This window comes from Flavobacterium sp. RSP49 (genome assembly GCF_003968735.1).
Taxonomy (GTDB): Bacteria; Bacteroidota; Bacteroidia; order Flavobacteriales; family Flavobacteriaceae; genus Flavobacterium.
This window is the reverse complement of sequence record NZ_RYDN01000029.1, coordinates 15575-40283: the sequence shown is the minus strand read 5'-3', so window position 1 is coordinate 40283 and position 24709 is coordinate 15575. Positions and strand designations below refer to the sequence as shown.

At 35.5% G+C, this 24709-nt stretch carries 18 protein-coding genes and 2 pseudogenes; 11 read left to right on the top strand and 9 right to left on the bottom strand.

The window, feature by feature from the left end; all coding sequences use genetic code 11:
* Window positions 1–79 precede the first annotated feature (79 nt).
* Window positions 80–382: pseudogene (locus EKM02_RS12165) on the top strand (NAD(P)/FAD-dependent oxidoreductase); the annotation flags it as partial.
* A 67-nt stretch (window positions 383–449) separates the two neighbouring features.
* Window positions 450–1199 carry a lysophospholipid acyltransferase family protein gene (locus tag EKM02_RS12160; protein ID WP_126455526.1) on the top strand — a complete coding sequence of 250 codons (750 nt, stop codon included), beginning with the start codon at window positions 450–452 and terminating at the stop codon, window positions 1197–1199.
* Between the two features lie 40 nt (window positions 1200–1239).
* On the opposite strand, the gene EKM02_RS14935 is transcribed toward EKM02_RS12160, so the two are convergent.
* The 4 genes from EKM02_RS14935 to EKM02_RS12145 form a co-directional block, all read right to left on the bottom strand.
* A complete protein-coding gene (locus EKM02_RS14935) occupies window positions 1240–1401 on the bottom strand; it encodes a hypothetical protein (protein WP_199878492.1) in 162 nt (53 codons plus the stop codon).
* Between the two features lie 20 nt (window positions 1402–1421).
* On the bottom strand, window positions 1422–2993 hold the full coding sequence (locus EKM02_RS12155) for a S41 family peptidase (protein WP_126455524.1): 1572 nt from the start codon (window positions 2991–2993) through the stop codon (window positions 1422–1424).
* Window positions 2994–3062: 69 nt separating this feature from the next.
* A complete protein-coding gene (locus EKM02_RS12150) occupies window positions 3063–3494 on the bottom strand; it encodes a deoxycytidylate deaminase (RefSeq protein WP_126455522.1) in 432 nt (143 codons plus the stop codon).
* A 1-nt stretch (window position 3495) separates the two neighbouring features.
* Entirely contained in the window at window positions 3496–4089 is a 594-nt protein-coding gene (locus EKM02_RS12145) for a HupE/UreJ family protein (RefSeq protein ID WP_126455520.1), read from the bottom strand.
* A gap of 180 nt (window positions 4090–4269) precedes the next feature.
* On the opposite strand from EKM02_RS12145, the gene EKM02_RS12140 reads away from it, so the two are divergent.
* A complete protein-coding gene (locus tag EKM02_RS12140) occupies window positions 4270–4701 on the top strand; it encodes a TerB family tellurite resistance protein (protein WP_126455518.1) in 432 nt (143 codons plus the stop codon).
* Between the two features lie 47 nt (window positions 4702–4748).
* Here EKM02_RS12140 and fbp read toward each other — a convergent pair whose 3' ends face one another.
* Window positions 4749–5768 (bottom strand): class 1 fructose-bisphosphatase, encoded by a 1020-nt coding sequence (fbp, locus tag EKM02_RS12135; protein WP_126455516.1) that lies wholly within the window; start codon window positions 5766–5768, stop codon window positions 4749–4751.
* A 260-nt stretch (window positions 5769–6028) separates the two neighbouring features.
* On the opposite strand from fbp, the gene EKM02_RS12130 reads away from it, so the two are divergent.
* From EKM02_RS12130 to EKM02_RS12115, 4 genes are all read left to right on the top strand, one after another.
* Entirely contained in the window at window positions 6029–6535 is a 507-nt protein-coding gene (locus EKM02_RS12130) for a GNAT family N-acetyltransferase (protein WP_126455514.1), read from the top strand.
* Window positions 6536–6561: 26 nt separating this feature from the next.
* Window positions 6562–7818 (top strand): aspartate kinase, encoded by a 1257-nt coding sequence (locus EKM02_RS12125; RefSeq protein WP_126455513.1) that lies wholly within the window; start codon window positions 6562–6564, stop codon window positions 7816–7818.
* Between the two features lie 158 nt (window positions 7819–7976).
* Window positions 7977–11408, top strand: a complete 3432-nt coding sequence (locus tag EKM02_RS12120; RefSeq protein ID WP_126455511.1) for a hypothetical protein — start codon at window positions 7977–7979, stop codon at window positions 11406–11408.
* A gap of 94 nt (window positions 11409–11502) precedes the next feature.
* A complete protein-coding gene (locus EKM02_RS12115; protein ID WP_126455509.1) occupies window positions 11503–12594 on the top strand; it encodes a glycosyltransferase in 1092 nt (363 codons plus the stop codon).
* A 70-nt stretch (window positions 12595–12664) separates the two neighbouring features.
* Here EKM02_RS12115 and EKM02_RS12110 read toward each other — a convergent pair whose 3' ends face one another.
* From EKM02_RS12110 to EKM02_RS12100, 3 genes are all read right to left on the bottom strand, one after another.
* Complete coding sequence (locus tag EKM02_RS12110) at window positions 12665–14926, bottom strand: inorganic phosphate transporter (protein WP_126455507.1); 2262 nt, start codon at window positions 14924–14926, stop codon at window positions 12665–12667.
* Window positions 14927–15285: 359 nt separating this feature from the next.
* Window positions 15286–16338 carry a sensor histidine kinase gene (locus EKM02_RS12105; RefSeq protein WP_126455505.1) on the bottom strand — a complete coding sequence of 351 codons (1053 nt, stop codon included), beginning with the start codon at window positions 16336–16338 and terminating at the stop codon, window positions 15286–15288.
* Window positions 16339–17022: a response regulator transcription factor gene (locus tag EKM02_RS12100; RefSeq protein WP_126455532.1), complete on the bottom strand. Its 684-nt coding sequence runs from the start codon at window positions 17020–17022 to the stop codon at window positions 16339–16341. It abuts the gene before it with no gap.
* A 175-nt stretch (window positions 17023–17197) separates the two neighbouring features.
* Here EKM02_RS12100 and EKM02_RS12095 point away from each other — a divergent pair, with 175 nt between their 5' ends.
* From EKM02_RS12095 to EKM02_RS12080, 4 genes are all read left to right on the top strand, one after another.
* On the top strand, window positions 17198–19948 hold the full coding sequence (locus EKM02_RS12095) for a TonB-dependent receptor (protein ID WP_126455503.1): 2751 nt from the start codon (window positions 17198–17200) through the stop codon (window positions 19946–19948).
* A gap of 177 nt (window positions 19949–20125) precedes the next feature.
* Complete coding sequence (locus EKM02_RS12090) at window positions 20126–21307, top strand: hypothetical protein (protein WP_126455501.1); 1182 nt, start codon at window positions 20126–20128, stop codon at window positions 21305–21307.
* Between the two features lie 104 nt (window positions 21308–21411).
* A complete protein-coding gene (locus tag EKM02_RS12085) occupies window positions 21412–21750 on the top strand; it encodes a T9SS type A sorting domain-containing protein (RefSeq protein ID WP_126455499.1) in 339 nt (112 codons plus the stop codon).
* Between the two features lie 147 nt (window positions 21751–21897).
* Entirely contained in the window at window positions 21898–23004 is a 1107-nt protein-coding gene (locus EKM02_RS12080) for an acyl transferase (RefSeq protein WP_199878491.1), read from the top strand.
* A 384-nt stretch (window positions 23005–23388) separates the two neighbouring features.
* Here the strand turns inward: EKM02_RS12080 and tyrS are convergent.
* Window positions 23389–24681: pseudogene (tyrS, locus tag EKM02_RS12075) on the bottom strand (tyrosine--tRNA ligase); the annotation flags it as partial.
* Between the last annotated feature and the right edge of the window lie 28 nt (window positions 24682–24709).

Below are 24709 nucleotides of genomic sequence, written 5' to 3'. Positions count from 1 at the left end.
TCCGCTTCACATAGCGTGTTTCTTCATGTTTTTCCATTAGGATACTTTTTGTGTATCGCTATTTCAGGACGGGACAACTACAAATAAAAAAACGTACAAAGCCCGCATAGTTGTTGTAGGTGTCGGATCTGCAAATACTTTTGCTATTGAAGGTTTAATGCCATTTGTAGAACCACATCAAAAATCCCTTCCCGAAAAACAACGAATCCAACTCAAAAACAGTGATCACAAAGTGAAGGAAGGCATTTACGTGATTGGCACTTTAGCCGGATGGAGAAGCCAACTGGCTATTGCTGCAGGCAGCGGCGCCTCTGTAGCAACAGATATTCTAACTTTATGGAATGGCGGAATTCAGACTCATGCTCACGATAGCATTAGATAAATAGAATTTCATTCAGGAAAATCTCTCAAAAAATAGTGTTAGGTTTACACCTTCAATTCACTGTTTTATGGGATCATTTTTTTTGGGACTAGCAAGACTCCTGATTTTTATCGGATTTGTTTCTTTTTTTTCGATTGTGTTTTATTTTTCGTCTTTTTTTAGAAGCAACGAAATTAACGCCAAAAAAGCTCTTGTACTGCGGGATTTTATAATTCGCACCTCAAACACTCTTTTAGGCATACGCACTATCATCTATGGCGACAAGCCGAAAGTTCAAGGACTAATCGTAGCCAATCACCGTTCTTATTTTGACCCAATTGTTATCGTAAATCAAATACATGCTTTTCCTGTAGGGAAAAAAGAAGTTGCCTCATGGCCTATGATTGGCTACATCTGCAAAATATCCGGCGTTTTATTTGTAGATAGAAAGTGTCCAAAAAGCCGACAAGAAACCGCCGAAAATATCCGAGAAGTTCTTGCCAAAGGATATTCGATCATTAATTTTCCAGAGGGAACAACAGCGGATTTGCCAACAACTCTTGATTTCAATTACGGCTCTTTTGTAATGGCTACTAAGATTAAAGCCGCCGTAATTCCTATTGCAATAGATTATAAAGAAAAAACAGACGCTTTTATTGGTGACGACACTTTCATTCCTCATTTTTTAAAATGCTTTGGAAAACGGACCACTGAAATTAAAATAACTTATTTTCCGCCTATTTATTCTGAAGATGCAGCCTGTTTATTAAGTACGTCAAAGAAAATGATAGATAACGAACTCATTCGATATAGAAAAGATTGGGACAATCAAAATTAATTTTCCTTTTAAGGACAAACAAAATCAAGAGTGAAATTTTCTAATTAAGCATCTCAACAATAGCTTCATTTAGTGCCACTTTCTTTAAAACAGCTTTAATTCCTTCCACATTTTTTTGTTCCAGAGCATTATCAAAGTCATTTATAAGACCTCCAACATACAAACGCTCATTAACTGTCATTCCAGAAAACTTACTTTCCATACTGTGAAATATAGTGATTATTATTTTTTCAAAATTGCCTTAATCATGGCATCCTCTTTCAATATAATCTCATAATAAGACCGTTCCCCATACAATTGCCGAGCAAATTCAGCAGCCAGGTATCGTTTTACCAATGATTTGCTTTTTCCAAATTTCAAATCCAATCCGTTGCCAAAAATAAATTTCTGAAATGAATTGAAATATGCCTCTGTTTGATTCATTTTAGATTGGAACTGAGCAAAAGTGAGTCCTTTAAAGGCGCTCCGATTTTTATCCAATTGTTCGAAAACAAAATTCCCTACGATTCCCGATTGCAATAAATAAGCGGTACTTTCATTTCCATGTTCCACCTCAAGCGGTACAAAAACATCAGGAACAATACCGCCACCGCCATATACAATTTTACCTTTTTTAGTTTTGAATTGCAAGGTGTCTGAAACTTTTATACTGTCTTTTTGATATAGTTCCCCATTTTCAAAACGCGTTTCTGATTCTTTAAAATACGCTTCATTCCCTTTTGAATAGGGTTTTTGAATCGACCGGCCTGTTGGCGTATAATATCTGGCAACAGTCAAGCGAACTGCTGAACCGTCAGCAAAATCCATTTCTCGTTGCACCAATCCCTTTCCAAAAGAACGGCGGCCTACAATAGTCCCCCTATCATTATCCTGAACGGCTCCTGCAAGAATTTCACTTGCTGAAGCGCTGTTTTCATTAATTAGAATAAAAACATTTCCTTTTTCAAAACTACCTTTTTGGGTTGCAAATGTCTTGTCTATAGTACCTTTTTTGTTTTTGGTAAAAACAATCAGTTGTTTGTTTGGCAACAATTCATCCGCGATAGCAATTGCTTCTTCCATATAACCGCCACCGTTATCTCGAACATCAATAATAAGTGACTTTGCACCTCGTTGCTTAAGTGCAGACAAATTTTGCATAAACTCCTTGTAAGTAGTTTCGGCAAAACGATTTATTTTTATGTATCCTGTCGTATTACTCAGGAGCAAAGCGGCATCAACACTTTTTAAGGGAATAACATCGCGTTTTAGTTTTAGCTTGAGTTTTTTACGTTCTGATTTTCTGTATATTGTAAGCTCAATATTAGAACCTACTGCCCCTTTTAATTTAGAAAACAAACTGTCTGTGGGCAACTTACGCCCAAACAATTTAGTTTTATCAGCATATAGGATCCGGTCGCCTGCTTTTATTCCTGCCTTTGCCGAAGGGCCGTTCTCTACAGGTTTTATGACCGCTACAGAATCTTTATACATATAAAAACTCACTCCTATTCCCACAAAATTACCCTTCATGCTTTCCATTACCTGTTGCTGCTCACTAGCGGGAATATATACAGAATGCGGATCAAGTTGCGCAAGAATATTATCAACGGTGAGATTTACAATAGAATCCGTATCAACCGCATCAACGTATTCAGCATCAATAAAATCAATGAGTGTATTCAGCTTGGTTTTAGAATTATTTTTAGCTGTGAAATCAGCTCTACCGGGAAAATGCAACATTCCCCCCAACACAACTCCAAAAACAAGTGTTGAGAAAAGGAGTAGTGGTAAATATTTTGTATTAAATTTCATATAAAGTTATCATTAAAAAATTAATATAACCTGACGTGCATCATCGTTTTGAATTTTTTGCGCGTTCTTTTATTCCTCCAAAACTGGAATATGCTCCACCTCTACTCCGGCTTTTATCAAAAACTGAATGCCGGAATCATCCCGATAGCCATTGTGATAGACCACTCTTTTTATTCCCGACTGGTGAATCAATTTACTGCACTCCTTACAAGGTGAAAGTGTGATATACAGGGTGGCTCCTTCGCAGGATTGTGTTGATCGTGCTACCTTGAGGATCGCATTTGCCTCAGCATGTAAAACATCCCAGCGGGTTAATCCTTGCTCATCTTCACAACAGTTTTCAAAACCGGAGGGCGTTCCGTTATACCCATCTGAGATTATCATTCTGTCACGCACAATAATTGCACCAACTTGTTTTCGTTTACAATAGGACAGCAAGCTCCATTCTTTGGCAATTCTGAGGTATGCTTTGTCGTATTTATTTAATTTTTTTCCGTTCATTTTATCTTATCCAGATTTCACTTTCCACAATCATTGGTATCACTACTCCTATTATAAATGCTGACATTACTAATGTCCAGTCGCGTTTTGAAAATCTAAAAACAGTCTGAACAATGTAGGCTAAAATCAAAACCAAAAAAACCACTACAATCTGGGCGGCTTCTATACCTAGTGCAAATTCTGACAGTGGCAAGACTTTAGACATAGCATTTCCTCCAAGAATCGATTTGAAATAATTTGAAAAACCCAACCCATGAATTATCCCAAAGAAAAGCGTGATAAAAAACACCGAATTGAGACTTTCTTTCTTGCTCGATTTTCCTGCTGCAAAAAGATTAAACAATGCGGTTACCAAAATTGTTATTGGAATTAATAATTCGACCACATTCACTTTAATCGCAACTATTCCAAAAACGGAAAGCAGTAAAGCCATGGTGTGCCCTATGGTAAAAAGGGTCACCAGAAGCACAACTCGTTTCCAATCCTTAAAAGAGAATGGTACAGCTAAGGCGATTAAAAATAAAACATGATCATACGCATGGATATCTAAAACGTGTTTTAATCCTATTTGAAAGTAAACCCAAAATTCTGACATCAGCAAAGTATTAAGTTGATAAAGGGGCTGTAAACTTACGATTAATTTTGAAAATGATCCAATTGAATATTCAAATAAATACAAATCAAAAGCGGGTATGTTCAAAGAAAAAATATAGAAAAAATAAAAATTAATAATTTAAAAATAGATATATCTTTGTACGATACAAAAACCATAATTATGTCATTTTCAGATTTATTTGATAGCGAATTCAAACAAAGAAATAGAGGTCATTTTTCATCTATTGTCCGTGTAGCACTAACTGACGAGAAGATTTCTCCAGAAGAAAAAGCATTTGTCGATAAATTAGCCGTTCGATTAGAAATTTCTCCAGCAGAATATGAAGAAATTTTACAGGATCCGCTAAAATACCCTATCAATCCTCCTTATTTATATGAACAAAGGATAGAGCGACTATATGATCTAGCTAGAATCGTTCATGTTGACCACCATTTAGGAGACAAACAAGAGCTGATGTTACGAAAAATTGGCATTGGATTAGGATTTGACCCTGAAAAAATAAATCAAATTGTAGAAAATGCTCTTCTGCTTGTAGAGAGAGAAGTAGATTTGGATGCGTTTATTACTGAAATACAAAACATCAATACGTAGATTATACCTATAAAAAAGCTTCCGCCAAGACGGAAGCTTTTTTGTTTTTAGTACTTGCTTAGTTTTGCTTTAAGCATAAATTCTTCCGATTTTTCAACCATATTGTAACTTCCACAGAAAAAAGGAACGCGCTGATGCAGTTCAGTTGGTTCAATTTCCATCACACGATCAAATCCATCCGATGCTTTTCCTCCCGCCTGTTCTGCGATAAAAGCTAATGGGTTGCATTCATACAACAATCGTAATTTCCCTTTGGATGCTTTTGAACTTGTAGGATATAAATAAATCCCTCCTTTAATCATATTGCGATGAAAATCAGAAACTAAACTTCCGATGTATCGAGAAGTGTAAGGCCTGTCTCCTTCTTCCAGCTGACAATATTTGATATAATCCTTTACTCCTTGCGGAAAATGGACATAATTACCTTCATTGATGGAATAAATATGACCATCGGTTGGGAATTTCATTTTAGGATGAGACAAGTAAAAAGTACCTATAGCAGGATTCAACGTAAATCCATTCACACCATGTCCAGTTGTATAAACTAACATTGTCGAAGTCCCGTAAATTACATAGCCTGCAGCAACCTGATTGATTCCCGGCTGTAAAAAATCTTCCAACGTAACTGGAGTCCCTATCGGGGTAATTCTCCTGTAAACCGAAAATATTGTCCCTACAGAAACATTAACATCAATATTAGACGAGCCGTCAAGGGGATCCATCAATACTACATATTTATTATTGTGGCTGTTATCACTTCCTTCCACAGTAATGAAATCATCATTTTCTTCAGAAGCGATTCCGCATACGATCTCGCGATTAATTAATGTTTGAATAAAAACTTCATTTGCATACACATCCAATTTTTGCTGGTCTTCCCCCTGTATGTTTTGCTCTCCGGCAGCACCCACAATATCTACCAGTCCAGCTTTGTTTACTTTATAATTGACTACCTTGGCAGCCAATCGGATAGAATTGATAATTCGAGATAATTCGCCGGACGAATATTGAAAAGCATTCTGGTTTTCAATGATAAATTCTCCAAGTGTTTTGTTGCGTGCTTCCATTAAGAAATCGTTGTAGTTGTTTTGAAGTCACAAATATCGTTTTTTTTGTGAAATTGATTTGAAAAATAGTTACTTAGTTTAACCGTATTGTATATTTGCTGATTAAAACATAAAATTAATACGTAAAAATCTAATTTTATTGCGATTTTGAAGCATTAAAATAAAAAATTATGAAATGAGCCAATTTGGAGATTGATCCAATCGCCAATGAAAAATGTACATTTCTTATTCAAACAAAAAAACACAAATACATCCCGCACATGACGATCAGAAAAGGAAATCCTGAAGATATGGAAGCTGTTTTAGGGCTCATCAAAGAATTAGCAACATTTGAGAAAGAACCCGATGCCGTCCTTGTAACTGTCGCCGATTTAATTCGAGATGGTTTTGGCCCAGTGCCACTATTTCATGTTTTTGTTGCCGAGGTTCAAGCGGACCCGAGCAATAGTGAACAGGCAAAGCAAATTGTAGGTATCGCCTTGTACTACTACCGATTTTCTACTTGGAAAGGAAAAACAATTCACCTAGAAGATTTAGTGGTAAAAGAGACAATGCGTGGAACCGGATTAGGATATGCTTTATATTCTGAAATTATAAAACAGGGTAAAAAAGATCAGGTTCGAAGAGTAGAATGGAATGTATTGGACTGGAATACTCCGGCAATAGAATTTTATGAAAAATCAGGCGCAAAAGTGCTTCGTGACTGGTATGTAGTACAAATGGACGAATTGGGAATCACCAATTTTGTGGAGAATAAATTGAAATAAAATAAAGAACAATTTTTGTTTAAAATATGAGAGTATTCAAATTTGGAGGAGCTTCTGTAAAAGATGCTGCAGGAATTAAAAACGTGTACGACGTTTTACAAAAAGTGGGTTATGAAGACGTATTGTTGGTTGTTTCTGCAATGGGAAAAACCACAAACGCGCTCGAGGTTGTCATAAAAAATTATTTCGATAAATCCGCTGAATTAAATTCATCTGTTCAAGAAGTAAAAAAATACCACAATCAAATTTTGATAGATTTATTTGAGGACGAGAAAAACGAAGTTTTCAAAGCTGTCAACACTCAATTTTCAGATTTAGAATATTTCCTGACTCACAATAAATCGCCCAACTATAATTTTGTCTATGATCAAATTGTCAGTTATGGCGAATTAATTTCGACCACAATCCTAAGTCATTTCATGAATTTCATGGGCATAAAAACACAATGGCTGGATGTTCGGAATTTCATAAAAACCGATGCTACATACAGGGATGCGGAAGTAGATTGGGAATTGACACAGAAGAACATTGCCAAAAACGTAAAACGTAAAACACTAAACATTACACAAGGATTCTTAGGTTCTGACGAAAATAACTTTACCACCACTTTAGGCCGAGAAGGATCTGATTATACGGCTGCAATTTTTGCGTATTGCTTAAATGCCGAAAGCGTGACCATCTGGAAAGATGTTCCCGGAGTAATGAATGCCGATCCACGATATTTTGAAAATGCGAGTTTATTGAATCAGATTTCGTACCGTGAAGCAATAGAACTTGCTTTTTATGGGGCAACGGTTATTCACCCAAAAACACTACAACCTTTGCAAAAAAAGGAAATTCCGTTGTATGTAAAATCCTTTATAAATCCCTTACTAAAAGGAACAAGCGTTTCCAAAGGAGTCGACTTAGAACCTTATTTACCGTGTTTCATCGTCAAAAGAAACCAGCTTTTGATTTCGCTTTCCTCTATCGATTTCTCTTTTATCATGGAAGAAAACATCAGCGAAATTTTTGCATTATTCCATCAATTCAAAATAAAAGTGAACTTGATTCAGAATTCAGCAATTAGTTTCTCCGTATGTGTAGAAGATAAATTTGAAAATTTCAAAGCCCTGAATGCTATCTTGTCTAAAAAGTTTAAAGTAGAGTTTAATGAAAATGTCACCTTATACACCATCCGACATTTTAACGAAACAGCAGCCGAAACCGTTGAAAAAAACAAAGTTGTATTGTTGAAACAAGTCAGTCGGGAAACCATACAAGTGATCACAAAGGAAGTGTAACCCTAAAAAACATGCGCAACCCAAAGTATAAATGGAGATCAGAATCAAATTCTGATCTCCATTCCTTTAATACTTTAAAACCCAAACGCTAAATTCGAAACCTTTTATAATTATCAAATTATAAATACTACTTTTGACACTTTCGAGTTATAGTATTTATGTTGAAAAAATTACTTTTTTGGACTGTAATAAGCTGTATTTCTGGGCTCCACGCACAGGAAATAAATTCGTTGTACAAAACCAAAAAAATCCCTTTTTCCCGCGACACCATTCATCTTGAAAAAGAAAGCATTAATTCCAGTTTTTTCAAATTGCTTGACGCCAATGGCAAACCCATCGAAATCACTTTTTATACGGTAAATTTCAGCGAAGGGACTTTACTTTTAAAAGAAAACAGCTCCCAATACAACGATTCAATAACGGTACACTATTTGAAATTTCCGGAGATCCTTACTAAAGAATACCGCATTTATGATTCTGCCAAAGTAGTAAGCAACGAAGCCGGATCAGGTGATTTATATACCCTAAAAAATAAAAAACCAAATAAAAATGTACCTTTTGACGGCTTGAACACATCCGGAAGTATTACCCGTGGCATTACCATAGGAAACAATCAAAATGCCGTTTTGAATTCCAATTTAGACTTACAAATCACAGGAAAAATCTCTGAAAAAGTAAGCTTAAGAGCCTCCATTCAAGACAGTAACATTCCGCTGCAGGATGGCGGTTATTCCCAAAAATTAGACCAGTTCGATAATGTATTCATGGAATTATTCAGTGCCGATTGGAATATTCGAGCGGGTGATATTTTTCTGGAGAACAAGAAATCCCAATTCCTGAATTTCAATAAAAAAGTGCAGGGACTCGCCACCACCTTCACCTTTGGAACCGAAGAAAACAAAACAAATGTATTTGCCTCAGCAGCGCTGGTCCGAGGACAATATGCAAAAAGCGATATCGTGGGCCAAGAAGGCAGTCAGGGTCCCTATAAATTAAAAGGGCAAAATGGAGAGTTGTATGTACTCGTTATTTCAGGTTCAGAGCGGGTGTATGTAAATGGTGTTTTATTAAAACGAGGCGAAAATAATGATTACACGATTGATTATAATGCGGGTGAAATCGTGTTTACCCCGCTTTTCACGATTACCTCCGAAATGCGAATTGCCATAGAATACCAATATTCAGATCGAAATTACACTCGATTTATAACCTATGCAGGCGCCACACACGAGAATAAAAACTGGAGTTTTGGAGGCTATTTATATTCGGAAAACGACCTCAAAAACCAACCTTTACAACAAAATTTATCCCAAGAACAAGCCCAGATATTAGTTAATGCGGGAGATAATCCTGATTTAATGGTTGCCCCGTCAGCATTTGCAGATTCCTATTCTGAAAACAAGGTGCTGTACCGAAAAACAATCCTCGATGCTGTGGAAATTTTTGAGTACTCAAATGAAGCACAGCAGGAATTATTCAATGTACGATTTACTTTAGTAGGACTGAATAATGGAAATTATATTTTGACAAATTCAGCCACGATCACCCGGGTTTATGAGTATATAGCTCCCATTAACGGCGTTCCGCAAGGAAATTATGCACCCATCATACAATTGATTGCTCCTACAAAAATCCAAGTGACTACCTTTTTAGGAAAATACAATCCCACTGAGAAAACAGTTCTCGATTTTGAAATTGGTCTCAGCAATAACGACAGCAATTTATTTTCGCCCGTTGACGATGCAAACAATCAGGGCCTGGCTGCAAAAATCAATGCCAAGCAACGGCTTTTTTCAAAAAAATGGCAAGTAGATGCTTTTGCGAATTATCAATTTATTCAGCAAAATTTCAGGGCTGTAGAACGGCTTTACAACATCGAATTTGACCGGGATTGGAACTTAGGAACTAAGGCTAGAGGAAATCAAAGTTTGTTAATTTCCGGACTGCAATTGGATTTAAACCCTAAACCCAACTCAACAAACAAAGGACTATTGATGTATCAGTTTGAAAAACTGGATTTTTCGGGAAATTTTTCGGGAAATCGACACGTTTTAAATGGCTTGTTTCAAATAAAAAACTGGACTTTTCAAAATCAAGGCAGTTCCCTAAAAAGTGACGGAACGATTTCATCCTCTGAATTTTTAAGAAACCAATCCCAAATCCGTTTTCATTTTGACAAAAACTGGATTGGCTCTCGCTTGCGCTTAGAGGACAATCAGGAGAAAAATAAAATTTCAAATGAATTTTCGGCTTTGAGTCAAAAATTTACAGAGTACGGATTTTTTACCGGTCGCGGAGACAGCACCAAAGTTTTTGTAGAATTGGGATACCTAAGAAGATCCAATGACAGTTTACAAAATGGACTGATCCAAAGGGTCAATTCGTCTCAGACTTTCCTTTTGAAATCAAAATTGATTCAAACTAATAAAAGCGATTTATCCCTATATGCCAATTATAGGATCTTGGAATTTGTGGATGCAACAAGAAAAAGAGAACCTACGTTAAATTCCAGAATAATTTATACGGATCGTTTTTTCAATCAATTGATACAAAGCACAACGGTTTATGAAACGAATTCCGGGACCATTCCCCAACAGGAATTCACGTATCTGGAAGTTCCTGCGGGCCAGGGAATTTACACCTGGAACGACTATAACGTCAATGGAATTCAGGAATTACAGGAGTTTGAAGTCGCCACGTTTATTGACCAGGCAAAATTCATCCGCATCTTTCTTCCCAACAGGGTTTACATAAAAACACATCAAAACAAATTCTCGCAATCCGTGACCCTGAATCCCAATCAATGGCAGAACGAAAAAGGTTTTAAGAAAATACTTTCGTATTTCTACAATCAAACCGCTTTTATAATCGACCGAAAAACCAGAAGTGAGGGTGATAATTTCGAATTAAATCCGTTCAGCAGTTCTACTGAAAATGTGTTGGGATTAAACTCGAGTTTAAGGAACAGTTTGTTTTACAATAGAGGAAAACAAAACCACTCCGCCACGTATTCCTATCTGCAAAATAAAACTAAAAACTTGTTGTCTATAGGTTCTCAAGAGGCTACCAACAATTCGCATCAATTGCAGTACAATCATTTGTACCAGAAAAGCTGGCTACTTGGTTTTTTTGCCAAAACGATACAAACAACCATTGAATCAGAAAATTTCCCGGAGAAAAACTATGCTATAAACGGTTATCAATTAGCTCCTAAAATCAGTTATCTATTTTCTAAAAGCACGAGCTGGGACCTCTTTTATGAATTACAGAATAAAAAAAACCAAATTGGGGTTTCAGAAACGCTGCTGCAAAACCGTTTTGGAACTGCCTTTTCGTATGCAGGCACAAAAAAATTCACGATGAACGGCGAAGTCTCTTTTTACCAAAATAAATTCGAAGGAAATGAATTCTCTTCGGTTGGATTTCAAATGCTGGAAGGGCTACAAACCGGACAAAACATCACTTGGAGGCTTCTTTTACAAAAAAATATCACCCAGTTTTTAGATGTTAATTTTAATTATCAGGGTCGGAAAAGTGAAACAACCCAGGCCATACATACTGGAAATATTCAATTGAGAGCCTATTTTTAATACCACAATTTAATAGTTTGGTAATGCCCTCGCAATATTAAATACACGTTCATTGTCTATCTTTCAAATTTAAACCACTAAACTACAGAGCCACATGGATTTGAATGCCAACCAACAAACTATTTTGATTGCGCCATTAAACTGGGGCTTAGGCCATGCTACACGTTGTATTCCAATCATTAAGGCCTTATTAGAGAACAACTACATTCCTATAATTGCTTCTGATGGAATTGCATTGGCTTTGCTAAAAAAGGAATTCCCTACTTTACAAACGCTGGAACTGCCATCCTACCAGATAGAATATGCAAAAAATGGAGCTCACTTTAAATGGAAATTATTAAAAAATAGCCCAAAAATGCTTGAAGCAATTTGGGAAGAAAAAAAAATAATTAAAAAATGGATCTCAAAATATAGGATAGACGGGATTATATCCGACAACCGACTAGGGGTGTTTAGCAAAAAAATTCCTTCGGTGTTTATTACCCATCAATTGAATGTAATGACTGGCAATACCACTTGGATTACCAGTAAGATCCACCAACATATTATAAAAAAATATACGGAATGTTGGGTTCCAGATCTTGACGGATCAATTAATCTAACCGGAAAAATGGGACATGTTGACGATCCAAATCTTAAAATTAGATACATTGGTCCTTTGAGTCGATTGCAAAAAAAATTGGTCCCAAAAAAATATGATTTAATGATTATTCTTTCCGGACCAGAACCTCAGCGCGGCTTGCTGGAGGATTACCTGAAAAAAGAAATCGCAAGGTACCGCGGGAATGTCGTGTTTATTGAAGGAAAGATTGAAACCGAACAAATAGTAACTCAAATCAATCCTGTTACCTATTATAATTACATGAATTCTTCCCAGTTAGAGCAGGCTTTTAACGAAAGTGAAATGGTGCTGTGCCGTTCCGGATACACCACAATTATGGATCTAGCCCAACTCCGTAAAAAGGCTTTTTTTATTCCAACTCCGGGCCAATACGAACAGGAATATTTAGCCCGAAAGCTAAAAAAAGAAGGATTAGTTCCCTATGCAAATCAAGACGATTTCAAAATTGAAAATCTTAGTGAAGTCGCGTCCTACCGTGGTTTACAAACCTTGCATTGCAATATCGACTGGAAATCGCTTTTTGATATTTTCCAAAACACAAAAATAAGTATCCTTAACCCCTAAAAACCCATTCTCTCAGATGGATTTCTTAAGATTAGTTTTGAATGGTTATAAAAAAAGAAGCACTACTGAATTACATATTTGTACCTTTTAAATTAGCCTGGCTATTGAATTCTTTAAATAATTCGAGTAAGTGCATCGTTGCTTTTATCAAATCATTAGTTTCTAAAAGTAACGCGAAATACAACTTGCTGTTTTTAGGACTGGTTTCTACCGTTCTAATTCTTTCAATTTGTTTTTTAATTAATTTAGATACTTGATCGTAAATCTCCATTTTGGTTTCTAAAATAACATCAATTTTGTCAAACGAACCTTCTTGAAAAATAACAATAATATCTTCAAATAATTTTTCAAGCTTATTGTCTAAGCTTTTCAAATCCCTAATTTGATTGAATTTTAATTGTTTGTGATTGTTATTGATATGTGCATAGCTGTTTTGTGAGATGAATCCAAGGGACTGAATCATGTCTTGAAGATAACCCAAAATCATGACATAAAACATACTGCCCTCTGCCGAGGTTTCATCCAGATTCTTTATAAAATAGTATACATTACTCTTTAATTCATCGACTTCTTTTTCGAGTTTTTTGAGGTCTTTTTTATTCTCCTTTAACTTCCCTAAATCCTGAAGGCTAAGATTTTCGATAACCTCTCTATAAATCGTGTTTGAACCGCTTATCACTCTGGAAATCTGAATGGTACACTCCCTAATAACTTCATTTATGGTAACAATATCTTCTCTTTTCAAGAGCAATAATTCTTGCTGGGCTTTAATGGTTTTAGTATGCTTTCTTGAACTTCGATACAAAAGAATTCCTAATCCAACCAGCAATCCGATGAAAGCATATACTTGACCTACTTTGAGGAAATACGCAAAGATAAAGGCCGAAACAAATGCAACAATTGCTGTTACAAACCATCCCCCAATCACATTAAAAACCCCTGCAATACGATACACTGCGCTTTCGCGGTCCCAAGCTCGATCTGCAAATGAAGTTCCCATGGCCACCATAAAAGTAACATAAGTTGTAGAAAGTGGCAACTTTAAAGAAGTCCCTATCGATATCAAAATACTGGCTACCATTAAATTTACAGCAGCACGAACCATATCAAAAGCAGGTTCGTCTTTTCGTTTTTTTCCTTTGACTTCCGGTTTCTCAAATTGCTTATCAATTTTAATTTGAATTGATTTTGGTAAAAAATAATTAATTCCCAGTCCGATATAAACGCCAAATCGCACAATATATCTGGATAACATATTAGGTGAAAATCGTTCTACGCCATCACCCTGTCTGGACAAATTAAGTCCGGTCTCGATGACAGTTTTGGCTTTTTTTGAAGTCCAAAGTGTTATAACCATAACCACTCCTGCAAAAACTAAAAAATAAAATGGCGCCACAATATTATCATTAGCCAAAGCTCCCATCATAAATTGATCTCCAGAAATTCCTGAACCATTGAAAATTTCATAGGAATTATAGGCCGCAATAGGAACGCCGATAAAGTTAACCAAATCATTCCCGGCAAAAGCTAAAGCCAAAGCAAAAGTCCCCACTATAATGATTACTCGGAGAATATTTATTTTGAAGAAAGTCATCAACACTTGAGAAAGCAGTGTGAAAAAAACAAAATTTACTCCTATTATCAGTAATTGATTGCTTTTTATCCAGACATGAGTAGCTTGATCGATAAAAGAAACTCCTTTCAATCCTTTTATCAGGATAAAAAAAGTAATCGCAGTAATGGCTAATCCTCCAAAAATTGCACCTATATATTTGACTCTTTTTTCATATTGAAAAGTAAAAATTAATCGAGAAACATATTGTACAAAACTTCCAAGAGTGAAAGAAAGAATGACAGACAGTAGAATACTGAAAACAATTTGTGATGCTTTTTCAGTGTTGATATAATCACTTAAAGTATCAAAACTATCGTCCAAAACATAAATTTTATAGACTGCCAAGCAGAGCGCTGCCCCTAAAAGTTCAAAAATAATGGATACTGTTGTCGAAGTTGGTAATCCTATTGAGTTAAAAACATCTAATAATATAATATCTGAGATCATTACGGCCAAGAAAATAATCATAACATCATTAAAACTAAACATGGCGGGAACAAAAATACCACTTCGGGCAATTTCCATCATACCACTGGAAAATAGCGCTCCTACTAAAATACCCAAACTGGCCACAATCATAATAGTACGAAACGACACTGCTTTAGAACCAATTGCCGAATTCAAGAAATTTACTGCGTCATTACTAACCCCGACAACTAGATCAATTATCGCCAAAATGCCTAAAACCACAAGCATTACTATATATATTTGTTCCATATCTGTATTAAAGTGAAAGGTGAAATTTTGTTTGCTCTGATGGAATTAGTTGGCCTTCGAAACAACTGTCTCATTGCACGACAACCTCATGATGATTTATGTTTGAGTTACTTTATACTTAAAAAAAGCGTCGTGATGGTGCGGTTACAATTGGATGTCATTATAAATTTACCCCAACAAACTTCTGGAGTCTTCTGCAAATATGACCCTCAAAAGTAAGACTGTCGTTACTAAATTATTATTTTGACATCAACTTAATTACATCAATAACACAAGTGACTGATCCTAAAATAATTATGCTTATTAGGCATAGGATATTATTAATTCTATTTGACCTGAAGGAACTTAGATGGCCGTACTTATTCCCCTGACTTGGATTTTTCTAGGGTAAATGAAAACTCAGATCCAACATGATACGTGCTGTCTACATAAATTTTCTCGTCATGTGCTTCGATAATATGTTTTACTATGGACAATCCCAGCCCAGAGCCTCCCTCTGTTCTTGCTCCACTTTTATCTACTCTATAAAAACGTTCAAAAAGTCTTGGGATATTTTTTTTCTCAATTCCTTCTCCGTTATCGGTCACACGAACGATGACTTTTTCTGCTGTCAAATCCTCAATACTTACTTCGGTAGAACCCTTTAATTTTCCGTATTTAATTGAGTTTACAATAAGGTTCATCACCACTTGTTGTATTTTTTCCTGATCTCCAATGACCATGACGGGTTTGTTGTATTTCATATCAAACATCAACAAAATATCTTTTTTAGATGCTTTCATTTCGAGCAAATCAAATACATTCTGAACGAGTTTGACGATGTCAAACTCGACAATTTCCAGATGCAAATCCCCTATTTCGAGTTTGGTAATCATGTCCAAATCCTGTACAATGTAGATCAGTCTTTCGACTCCTTTTTCGGCGCGTTCTAGGTATTTTTTTCGGATTGTTTTGTCATTCATGGCTCCATCTAGTAAGGTTGACAGATAGCCTTGGACCGTAAAAAGAGGTGTTTTTAGTTCGTGAGAGACGTTTCCTAGAAATTCTCTCCGGTATTCCTCCCGAACTTTCAAGGTTTCAATTTCCAGCTTTTTGTCAGTAGCAAACTTCTTGACTTCCCTTGTAAGAGTCGCCATGTCCGTTGTTATGGGCTGGTTTCTGAAGGTGCTAGATTCTAATAAAGAAACATCATCGTATATTTTTTTTACTTTTTTATAAATAAAACGCTCCACCCGATATTGAATCACTATAAATGAAAAAGTAGCAATTGAAATGGCAAAAATCAGGCTAAACTGGTAGGAAAAAGTAAAAAAAAGGTAAATCAGTAAATTTACCAATGCAGTAGAAAAAAGGGTAATATATAAGGCCGACTTTACGGCAAAACGATATGTTTTTTTAAAATTTATTGTCATTTATACTTCAAACTTATACCCCACTCCTTTTATTGTTTTGAACAACTCTTCGCCAATTTTTTCGCGTAATTTTCTGATGTGAACATCTATAGTTCTACCACCAACAACTACTTCATTGCCCCACACTTTATCCAAAATTTCATCTCTTTTGAAGACTTTTCCCGGTTTTGAAGCCAATAAATAAAACAATTCAAATTCTTTTCTGGGTAAGGCAATTTCGATATTATCTTTTACAATTTTGTATTCCTCCCTGTTGATTTCTATTCCACCAACATTCAGAGTTTCGCTATTTTGTTCTTTTTCTTTTAATCGGCGCAGTAAGGCTTTTACTTTACTGACTAATAATTTAGGCTTTATTGGTTTAGTGATGTAATCATCAGCTCCGGCATCAAAGCCCGCAACTTGAGAGTAATCTTCGCTTCTGGCGGTTAAAAAAGTTATGATTACATTACTGAGTTCCGGTATTTTTCTGATGTTCTCGCAAGCTTCCATGCCATCCATTTCCGGCATCATTACATCCATTATAATTAGGTCCGGCAATTCTTTTTTAGCGATTGCTATAGCCTCTTTCCCATTTGTGGCAGTACTGATTTGATATCCCTCTTGAGCGAGATTATACCCTACAATTTCTAAGATATCCGGTTCATCGTCTACTAGTAGAATTTTAGTATTTTTTTTCTTCATAAAGCACCAAAAATTATTTTGAATTGTAAATGTAATCATAAATGAGCTATTGAAAAGCTGTTAACGGTAATTTAATATTGAGGCCACTTTATGATGTAAAATAAAACATAATCATAACAAACCAGTAACTTACATTTTACATTTCGACTGTTACTTTGCAAAAAATTTAAACCAGATGAAATTCAAATTATTATTTTTAACGTTATTTATAACCGCTGTTTCTTTTTCACAGAGCAAAGGAACTATAGCAGGTGTCTTGACAGATAAGGATACTAACAACCAATCATTACCATTTGCTAACGTTCTCATTAAAGGAACTAATATAGGAACAAATACTGATATTGATGGTAAATATGCCATAACAATACTTCCCGGAAAATATACTTTACAGTTTAGTTTTGTAGGGTATGAATCTGTAGAAGTTCCTGTAACAGTAGTTGCGAATCAAACTGTAACATTAAACAAAACTTTAGGTTCCGGAAGCTACAAACTAGAAGATGTAGTGGTGCGATCTACTGTACATAGAGAAAAGGAAACCGCTCTTTTATTAGACCAAAAAAACGCAGTTGTTTTTAAACAAAGCATTGGCTATCAAGAACTCTCCAGAAAAGGGGTAAATGATGTAGCAACAGCCGTAACCAAAACTACCGGAATTTCAAAACAAGAAGGTTCTGGAAATATATTTGTGAGAGGTTTAGGAGACCGATACAACTCTACCACCATGAACGGGTTGCCAATTCCGTCAAATGATCCGGAGAAGAAAAACATTAATTTAGAAATCTTCTCTACTGATATCTTAGAATACATTTCAATAGACAAAGTATACAGCAGCAAACTATATGGTGATTTTGCTGGAGGAAATGTAGACATTGTCTCTAAAGATTATAAAGGAAAAGGATTTATCAGAGTTGAAATTGGATCAAAAATAAACACCAACTCGATCAACGAAAACAACTTTACGCTACAAAAAGGACCAAATGGTTCCGGCTTTAGCTTGGCATCAAAACCGGCAAACCCTTTGACTCAATACAACTTTGGATCGCTACAACTAGACAATAAAACGCCGTTTGGGAGTTCAGTGGGAATTTCTGGAGGAAAATCATTCAATGTCGGGACAGAAAGTAAACTTAATGTTTTTGCAAATGTAGCCTTTGGAAACGACTACACTTCTAGAAGCGAAGGCTCAGCTAAAGGAAATGTAAATGGCAATGGTGTTGTATTTAAAGATTTTGAGGACTATTCTTTGATTAGCTATAACACTAATTTTACCAGTATGGCTAACATTGGCTACAAAATAAACAACAATAACAAAATTAATTTTAATTCTGTTTTCATAAACACATCCTCACAAAGTAAAGAGGAATATGCCGGATTTATTGTTGATATTGCCAACAATGGAAATGGCTTAATCCGACGTAATAAGTACGAGAGAAACAGTTTGTTTATCAATCAACTATTGGGTGAACATAAAATTGGAGAACGCTCAAAATTAAACTGGGGTGTATCCTATAACATGATCAAAGGCGACATGCCGGACAGAACTCAAAACATTTTCAGAGAAGAATCAGCCGGGTTTGTTTTATCCAGTATTTCAGCTCCAGACAATCATAGGTATTTTCAAAAACTAAAAGAAGATGAAGCTGCGGTGAATATCTCTTATGATTATAAATTCAACAAAACAGAAGATGACAGCTACAAAGGTAAATTTACATTTGGCTATAACGGAAGATTTAAAGCCAGGGATTTTGAGGCTACACAATATAACTTCAAAGCTAACCAAGGCTTCAACGGTACAATTGTTGACCCTAACAACTTGGATTTATTTTACAACCAAGAAAATTTCAGCAATGGGTATTTTGACATCACAACATTTCGTGGTGGATTTCAGGTCCCAAATGCACTACAGCCACAGACTTACAATGGGGATCAATTTATAAATGGTGGTTTCTTGAACACGGAATACAAGTTCAACAAACTGACAACGGTTTTAGGTCTTAGAGGAGAGTATATTTTTCAAAAAGTAGACTGGAACACGCAATTAGACCCAGATGGTGGTTCTAATGAATTGGACAAAATCGCTTTTTTACCTAGTGTTACTCTGAAATATGAGTTGAATGAAAAACAAAATTTACGTTTTGGATTCAGTAAAACATACACACTGCCCCAATTTAAAGAAAGAGCTTTATTTGTATATGAGGATGTTACCGAAGTTAAAGTAGGTAACCCCAATTTATATGCATCAGATGATTATAACTTTGACTTAAAATGGGAAATGTTTCCAAAAAGCGAAGAGTTAATATCCGTAACAGCTTTTGGTAAATACATTTTAAACCCAATGAATGAGGTAACCATTGCTTCCTCTACCAATGATATTTCATTTATCAATACTGGTGATTTTGGTTATGTTGCCGGTGGAGAGATTGAATACAGAAAATTACTTTTTGATTTTGATGAAAGCAATAGTAAAAAATTATCAGCCGGTATAAATGCTTCTTATTTATACAGTAACCAAGACCTAAGCACTGAAAAAGTAATTAGAGAAACGGATTATAATGTCGTTTTTACTAATGAACAAAGTAAATTCACAGGTGCATCAGATTTATTATTGAATGCCGATATCTCGTTATTGAACGAATGGAACAACAAAGAAAGCAGTCTCAATACAACTTTGGCCTACACGTACTTCTCTGACAGGGTTTATGCAATTGGGACAAATGACAAGGGCAATCTAGTTGACAAATCCTTTGGTTCGTTAGACTTTATCGCAAAATCTAAATTGACCAAAAGATTAGGAATCGACTTTGTGGTAAAAAACCTCTTGGATCCAACCATAAACAGAGTTCAGGAAAATAGATCCGGTGATGTAAATGTTTTGTCCTATAAAAAAGGACTTCTGTTTAGCGTCAACTTAAACTACCAATTCTAATACAAGAGAGCAGCTAACACTGCTCTTTTTTTATACAAAAAGTTCATAACTCAGGATACATTAAGTTAACATAAAGGTCAAGTTTATTTAAACAAACAGTCACAATTGCTTAACCTTCGCAAAGTAAAACTATATGATCTTTGACAAATCTAAACAAACACAAATTTTATTACAATCATGAAAAAATCAATCTTACAATTATTCGGAATTTTAACCTTATCAGCAACTTTAGTGACAAGTTGTTCAACTGATAACAACAATACTGGTAGTTCATCCACATTTGTAGCTAATCCTGCTGATTTTAAAGGAACAATTACAGAAGGAGAAGTTGTACTAGTATCTGGGACAACTTACAAATTATCTGGAAAAATTCAGGTAAATGACGGAGCTACATTGACTATTCCTGCGGGAACAAGAATTGAAGGAACTAGCGGAACAGCTTCTTATATCGCAGTTGCTCAAGGTGGAAAAATAAACGTAAACGGTACTTCTAGTAATCCTGTGATCATGACAAGTGGTTTGACTACTAAAAAAGCGGGAGACTGGGGAGGTTTAGTAATATGCGGTAAAGCACCAATTAACCGTGTAAGTGGTGGTACTAGTACAGCACAATCAGAAGTAGCAGATTTAGCCTATGGTGGAACAGTATCTAATGATAACTCTGGTTCTATCAGATATTTGAGAATTGAATATGCAGGTGCTGCTTTTAACAGTGAAAAAGAATTTAACGGAGCGTCTTTATTTGGAGTAGGATCTGGAACTACTTTTGAGTATGTTGAGGCTTACCAAGGTGCAGATGATGGTTTCGAATTTTTTGGAGGAACTGTAAACACATCAAACCTGATTTCTTACGGTAATGAAGACGATCAATTTGACTGGACTGAAGGTTGGAATGGAACAAATACGAACTGGTACGGAAAAGTAGCTTTTGGAAAAGGAAATAGAGGAATTGAAGCTGATAACTTTGAATTAGGTTTTGCTAATGCTCCAATTTCTAACCCAACTATTACTAACATCACTTTAGTTGGTCCTGGAAGTACTGCAGATGCTACGATTTACACTGAAAATCAAGGTTTAAAAATGAGAAGAGGAACGAAAGCAATCTTTTCTAATGTTGTCTTGAGTGACTGGAAAACTGGAATCGACGTAGAACATGACGAGACTATCGCTGGTGTTGGAACTGCTTTGAAAGTTACAAACGTGAACTACGTGGCTATAGCTACAAAAACAAAAGGAAAGAAAACCGACGGAACAACTGCTGACGTATCAGCAGTAGCGACAGAGTCTACGATTTCGGTTGGTGCAGGAAGTGGCGTTAACGCTCCTTCTTGGTCAGTGGGATGGTCAGTAGGACTATAAACGACAACCTTATTTTTATATCAAACATCCTGAAATTTCAGGATGTTTTTTTTTGGTATGCTTTTTGAAATATATTTTGTATATTTACTATTCAAATTAATCTAATGGCAAAAAACTACTTTTATACTATTACTTTATTGGTTTTTTTATTTTCTCTTGGCATTAGTGCTCAGGAAACTAAGCAACAAGCAAAGACACAAGAAAACGCCTCAATTGAAGGATTAAGCCTGTATCCAAACCCTGTGAGTAATGGTAGAGTGTACATTTCGACAAAAAACGATTTTGATAAAGAAATTATCATCTTTGATGTTTTAGGAAAAAAAGTGCTTCAAACCATATTGAGCTCAAAAGAACTAAATGTCTCTAATCTAACCTCCGGTGTTTACATCATCAAGATCAATGAAAGAGAAGCTTCAGCTACCCGAAAACTAATTATACGATAATACTTCAAAAACAAAACACAAAAGCTCCAATTCCTATTGGGGCTTTTTTTGTATAATAATCAAACCAAATCAAGCCCTAAATTCCTGTTTATACCATTCCGTTATTGGTTTGCCTTTAAATTTTTGATTACTTTTGCAAAAAAATTCTTGATCACATCTTCCGATATATTTGCCATTTCCAGTCAAAAACAGTTTGAGAAAATTGCTTTGAAAGTGTTTCGTTTCCAATACGAAAACAACTTAGTCTATCAGGAATTTTGTAATTTTTTAAAAACAGATCCTCATAAAGTAAAATCCTTACATCAGATTCCTTTTTTACCGATTCAGTTTTTTAAGAGTCATGAAGTAGTTTCAAATACTAATCCCATTCAGGAAACCTTTACTAGCAGCGGAACCACAAGCCCCGTAGCCCCTAAAGGGGGGAATTTGGATAAAAAAGTAATTCCCATAACCAGCAAACATTTAGTTACGGACGTCACTTTGTATGAAGAAAGTTACCGTAAAGGGTTTTCCCAGTTTTATGGCAATATCGAAGATTATGTTATTTTGGCCTTGCTTCCTTCCTATCTGGAACGGGAAGGATCTTCCTTAATTTACATGGTCAAGGATTTAATTGAACTTTCCAATCATCCTATGAGTGGTTTTTACCTGCACAATCACGACGAACTGATTGCCAAGCTTATCGCTTTAGATCTAGCGGGTCAAAATGTAATCCTGATTGGGGTTACTTTTGCTTTATTGGACTTAATTGAAACCTTCAACGAAAAAAGTTCTTTTTCAGATAAAAAAAAGAAGGCTATTAATGACCTTAGGCAAACAACTGAACTTTCAGAAAAAAAACATTCGTTTCAACTGCAGCACACCATTATCATGGAAACAGGCGGCATGAAAGGAAAACGTAAAGAAATGATTCGAGAAGAATTACACGAACAATTGTGTAAAGGATTTGGCGTTTCAGCCATACATTCTGAATATGGAATGACCGAGTTGCTTTCGCAAGCGTATTCCTTAGGAAACGGCGTATTTGAATGCCCATCTTGGATGCAAATCCTAGTTCGCGATACTGAAGATGCGTTGACTTACATTCCAGACGGAAAAACAGGCGGAATCAACGTGATTGATTTGGCTAACATCAATTCCTGTTCCTTTATTGCTACACAGGATTTGGGCAAAAAAAATCCCAACAACTCTTTTGAAGTATTGGGACGTTTTGATAATTCTGATATTCGAGGTTGTAATTTGATGGTCTTATAATTCTGTATTCAAAGTAATCACTTTGTTTTTTTCGTCAATTGTAATATTTACCAAATCATCATTTTTTAATCTTAAATTTGACTTTGCAACTTTAGTAATTGCAACTTTTTGAGCTTTCTCTGAAAAAATTACGGGCAATTTTTGCATTTGCTTAACTCCTCTAACTGTACAAACAATCTGCCATTGTTCTGTTTTAGGAATTTCTGAATAACCTGGCAACATCATAAATTGCTCTACACCAACAACTTTTATATATTTTTGAACATTACTAAAACCTTGTATTTTTGATTTTCTTGTGTTCAACCTAGCAATTCTTTTTGATATAGATGATCTTTTTCTTCTTATTATTATTTTTGCAGGACTTATTAAATCTTCTTTCAATTTAACCCGAAGCACAAAATAATTTTTCTTACCGCTTTGCAACAATACAAATTGATTGTTGATTAAATCTTTGTTCGAAAGCACAAATTCTTCGGCAACTTTTTCTTTATTTACCGAAATAGAATTGGCCGTCAAAGCACGTCTTGCTTCACCATTCGATTTTAGAAATCCTGTTTTTTCGTTTAGAACATCAACAATATTGATTCCTGATTCAATCTCGGCTCTGCTGATTTCTGCTTGAGGAACACCATCAAAAACATCTAAGAAAGTAGCTTCGTTCAATTGCTTCAAATCATCTGAAGTAGAATTTCCGAACAAAATATTCGATGCTTTTATGGCGTTTTCTAAGTCTTCTTGGGAATGCACAAAAACAGTAAGCTCTTCGGCCAATTTTCGCTGTAACACTCTTAAATGCGGTGCCGTTTTATGCGCTACTATTAATGCGTCTATTGTTGCTGCATCTAAAAAAGTATAAATCTTAATATATTTTTCAGCGTCCAAATCTGTGGTATTCAACCAAAACTGGTAAAATTTATAAACAGACGTTTTATCAGCCGTCAACCAAACATTTCCTCCTTCGGATTTTCCAAATTTAGAACCGTCCGCTTTTGTGATTAACGGACAAGTCATCGCGTATGCTTTGGCGTCTTCACCTACATTCATACGACGCACTAATTCAGTTCCGGTTGTAATATTTCCCCATTGGTCAGAACCTCCCATTTGCAACAAACAATTGTATTCTTTATACAAATGGTAAAAATCATATCCTTGAATTAATTGATAGGTAAACTCGGTAAAAGACATTCCTTCGCCCTCACCTGACAATCTTTTCTTTACAGAATCTTTGGTCATCATGTAATTCACAGTGATTCGTTTGCCTACGTCACGAGCGAAATTAATGAACGACAAATTCTTCATCCAATCGTAATTATTTACCAGAACTGGCGCATTTATTTCGCTTGAATTAAAATCTAAAAAACGAGATAAAACACTTTTTATTCCTTCTACATTATGATTCAAAGTCGCTTCATCTAAGAGATTTCTTTCATCAGATTTCCCAGATGGGTCCCCTATCATTCCTGTTGCTCCACCCACTAATGCAATCGGTTTATGACCAAAATTTTTCAAGTGAACCAAAAGAATTATAGGTACTAAACTCCCAATATGTAAGGAATCCGATGTTGGATCAAATCCTATATATGTAGTTGTCATTTCTTTTAAAAGTTGCTCTTCAGTTCCAGGCATGATGTCGTGAACTAAGCCGCGCCATTGTAATTCGGAAATAATATTTTTCATTGTATAAAAATCAATTTTCACAAAGATA

Coding starts and splice junctions, on each gene's coding strand:
- EKM02_RS12160 (WP_126455526.1), top strand. CDS start 450: ATGGGATCATTTTTTTTGGGACTAGCAAGACTCCTGATTTTTATCGGA.
- EKM02_RS14935 (WP_199878492.1), bottom strand. CDS start 1,401: ATGGAAAGTAAGTTTTCTGGAATGACAGTTAATGAGCGTTTGTATGTT.
- EKM02_RS12155 (WP_126455524.1), bottom strand. CDS start 2,993: ATGAAATTTAATACAAAATATTTACCACTACTCCTTTTCTCAACACTT.
- EKM02_RS12150 (WP_126455522.1), bottom strand. CDS start 3,494: ATGAACGGAAAAAAATTAAATAAATACGACAAAGCATACCTCAGAATT.
- EKM02_RS12145 (WP_126455520.1), bottom strand. CDS start 4,089: ATGTCAGAATTTTGGGTTTACTTTCAAATAGGATTAAAACACGTTTTA.
- EKM02_RS12140 (WP_126455518.1), top strand. CDS start 4,270: ATGTCATTTTCAGATTTATTTGATAGCGAATTCAAACAAAGAAATAGA.
- fbp (WP_126455516.1), bottom strand. CDS start 5,768: ATGGAAGCACGCAACAAAACACTTGGAGAATTTATCATTGAAAACCAG.
- EKM02_RS12130 (WP_126455514.1), top strand. CDS start 6,029: ATGACGATCAGAAAAGGAAATCCTGAAGATATGGAAGCTGTTTTAGGG.
- EKM02_RS12125 (WP_126455513.1), top strand. CDS start 6,562: ATGAGAGTATTCAAATTTGGAGGAGCTTCTGTAAAAGATGCTGCAGGA.
- EKM02_RS12120 (WP_126455511.1), top strand. CDS start 7,977: ATGTTGAAAAAATTACTTTTTTGGACTGTAATAAGCTGTATTTCTGGG.
- EKM02_RS12115 (WP_126455509.1), top strand. CDS start 11,503: ATGGATTTGAATGCCAACCAACAAACTATTTTGATTGCGCCATTAAAC.
- EKM02_RS12110 (WP_126455507.1), bottom strand. CDS start 14,926: ATGGAACAAATATATATAGTAATGCTTGTGGTTTTAGGCATTTTGGCG.
- EKM02_RS12105 (WP_126455505.1), bottom strand. CDS start 16,338: ATGACAATAAATTTTAAAAAAACATATCGTTTTGCCGTAAAGTCGGCC.
- EKM02_RS12100 (WP_126455532.1), bottom strand. CDS start 17,022: ATGAAGAAAAAAAATACTAAAATTCTACTAGTAGACGATGAACCGGAT.
- EKM02_RS12095 (WP_126455503.1), top strand. CDS start 17,198: ATGAAATTCAAATTATTATTTTTAACGTTATTTATAACCGCTGTTTCT.
- EKM02_RS12090 (WP_126455501.1), top strand. CDS start 20,126: ATGAAAAAATCAATCTTACAATTATTCGGAATTTTAACCTTATCAGCA.
- EKM02_RS12085 (WP_126455499.1), top strand. CDS start 21,412: ATGGCAAAAAACTACTTTTATACTATTACTTTATTGGTTTTTTTATTT.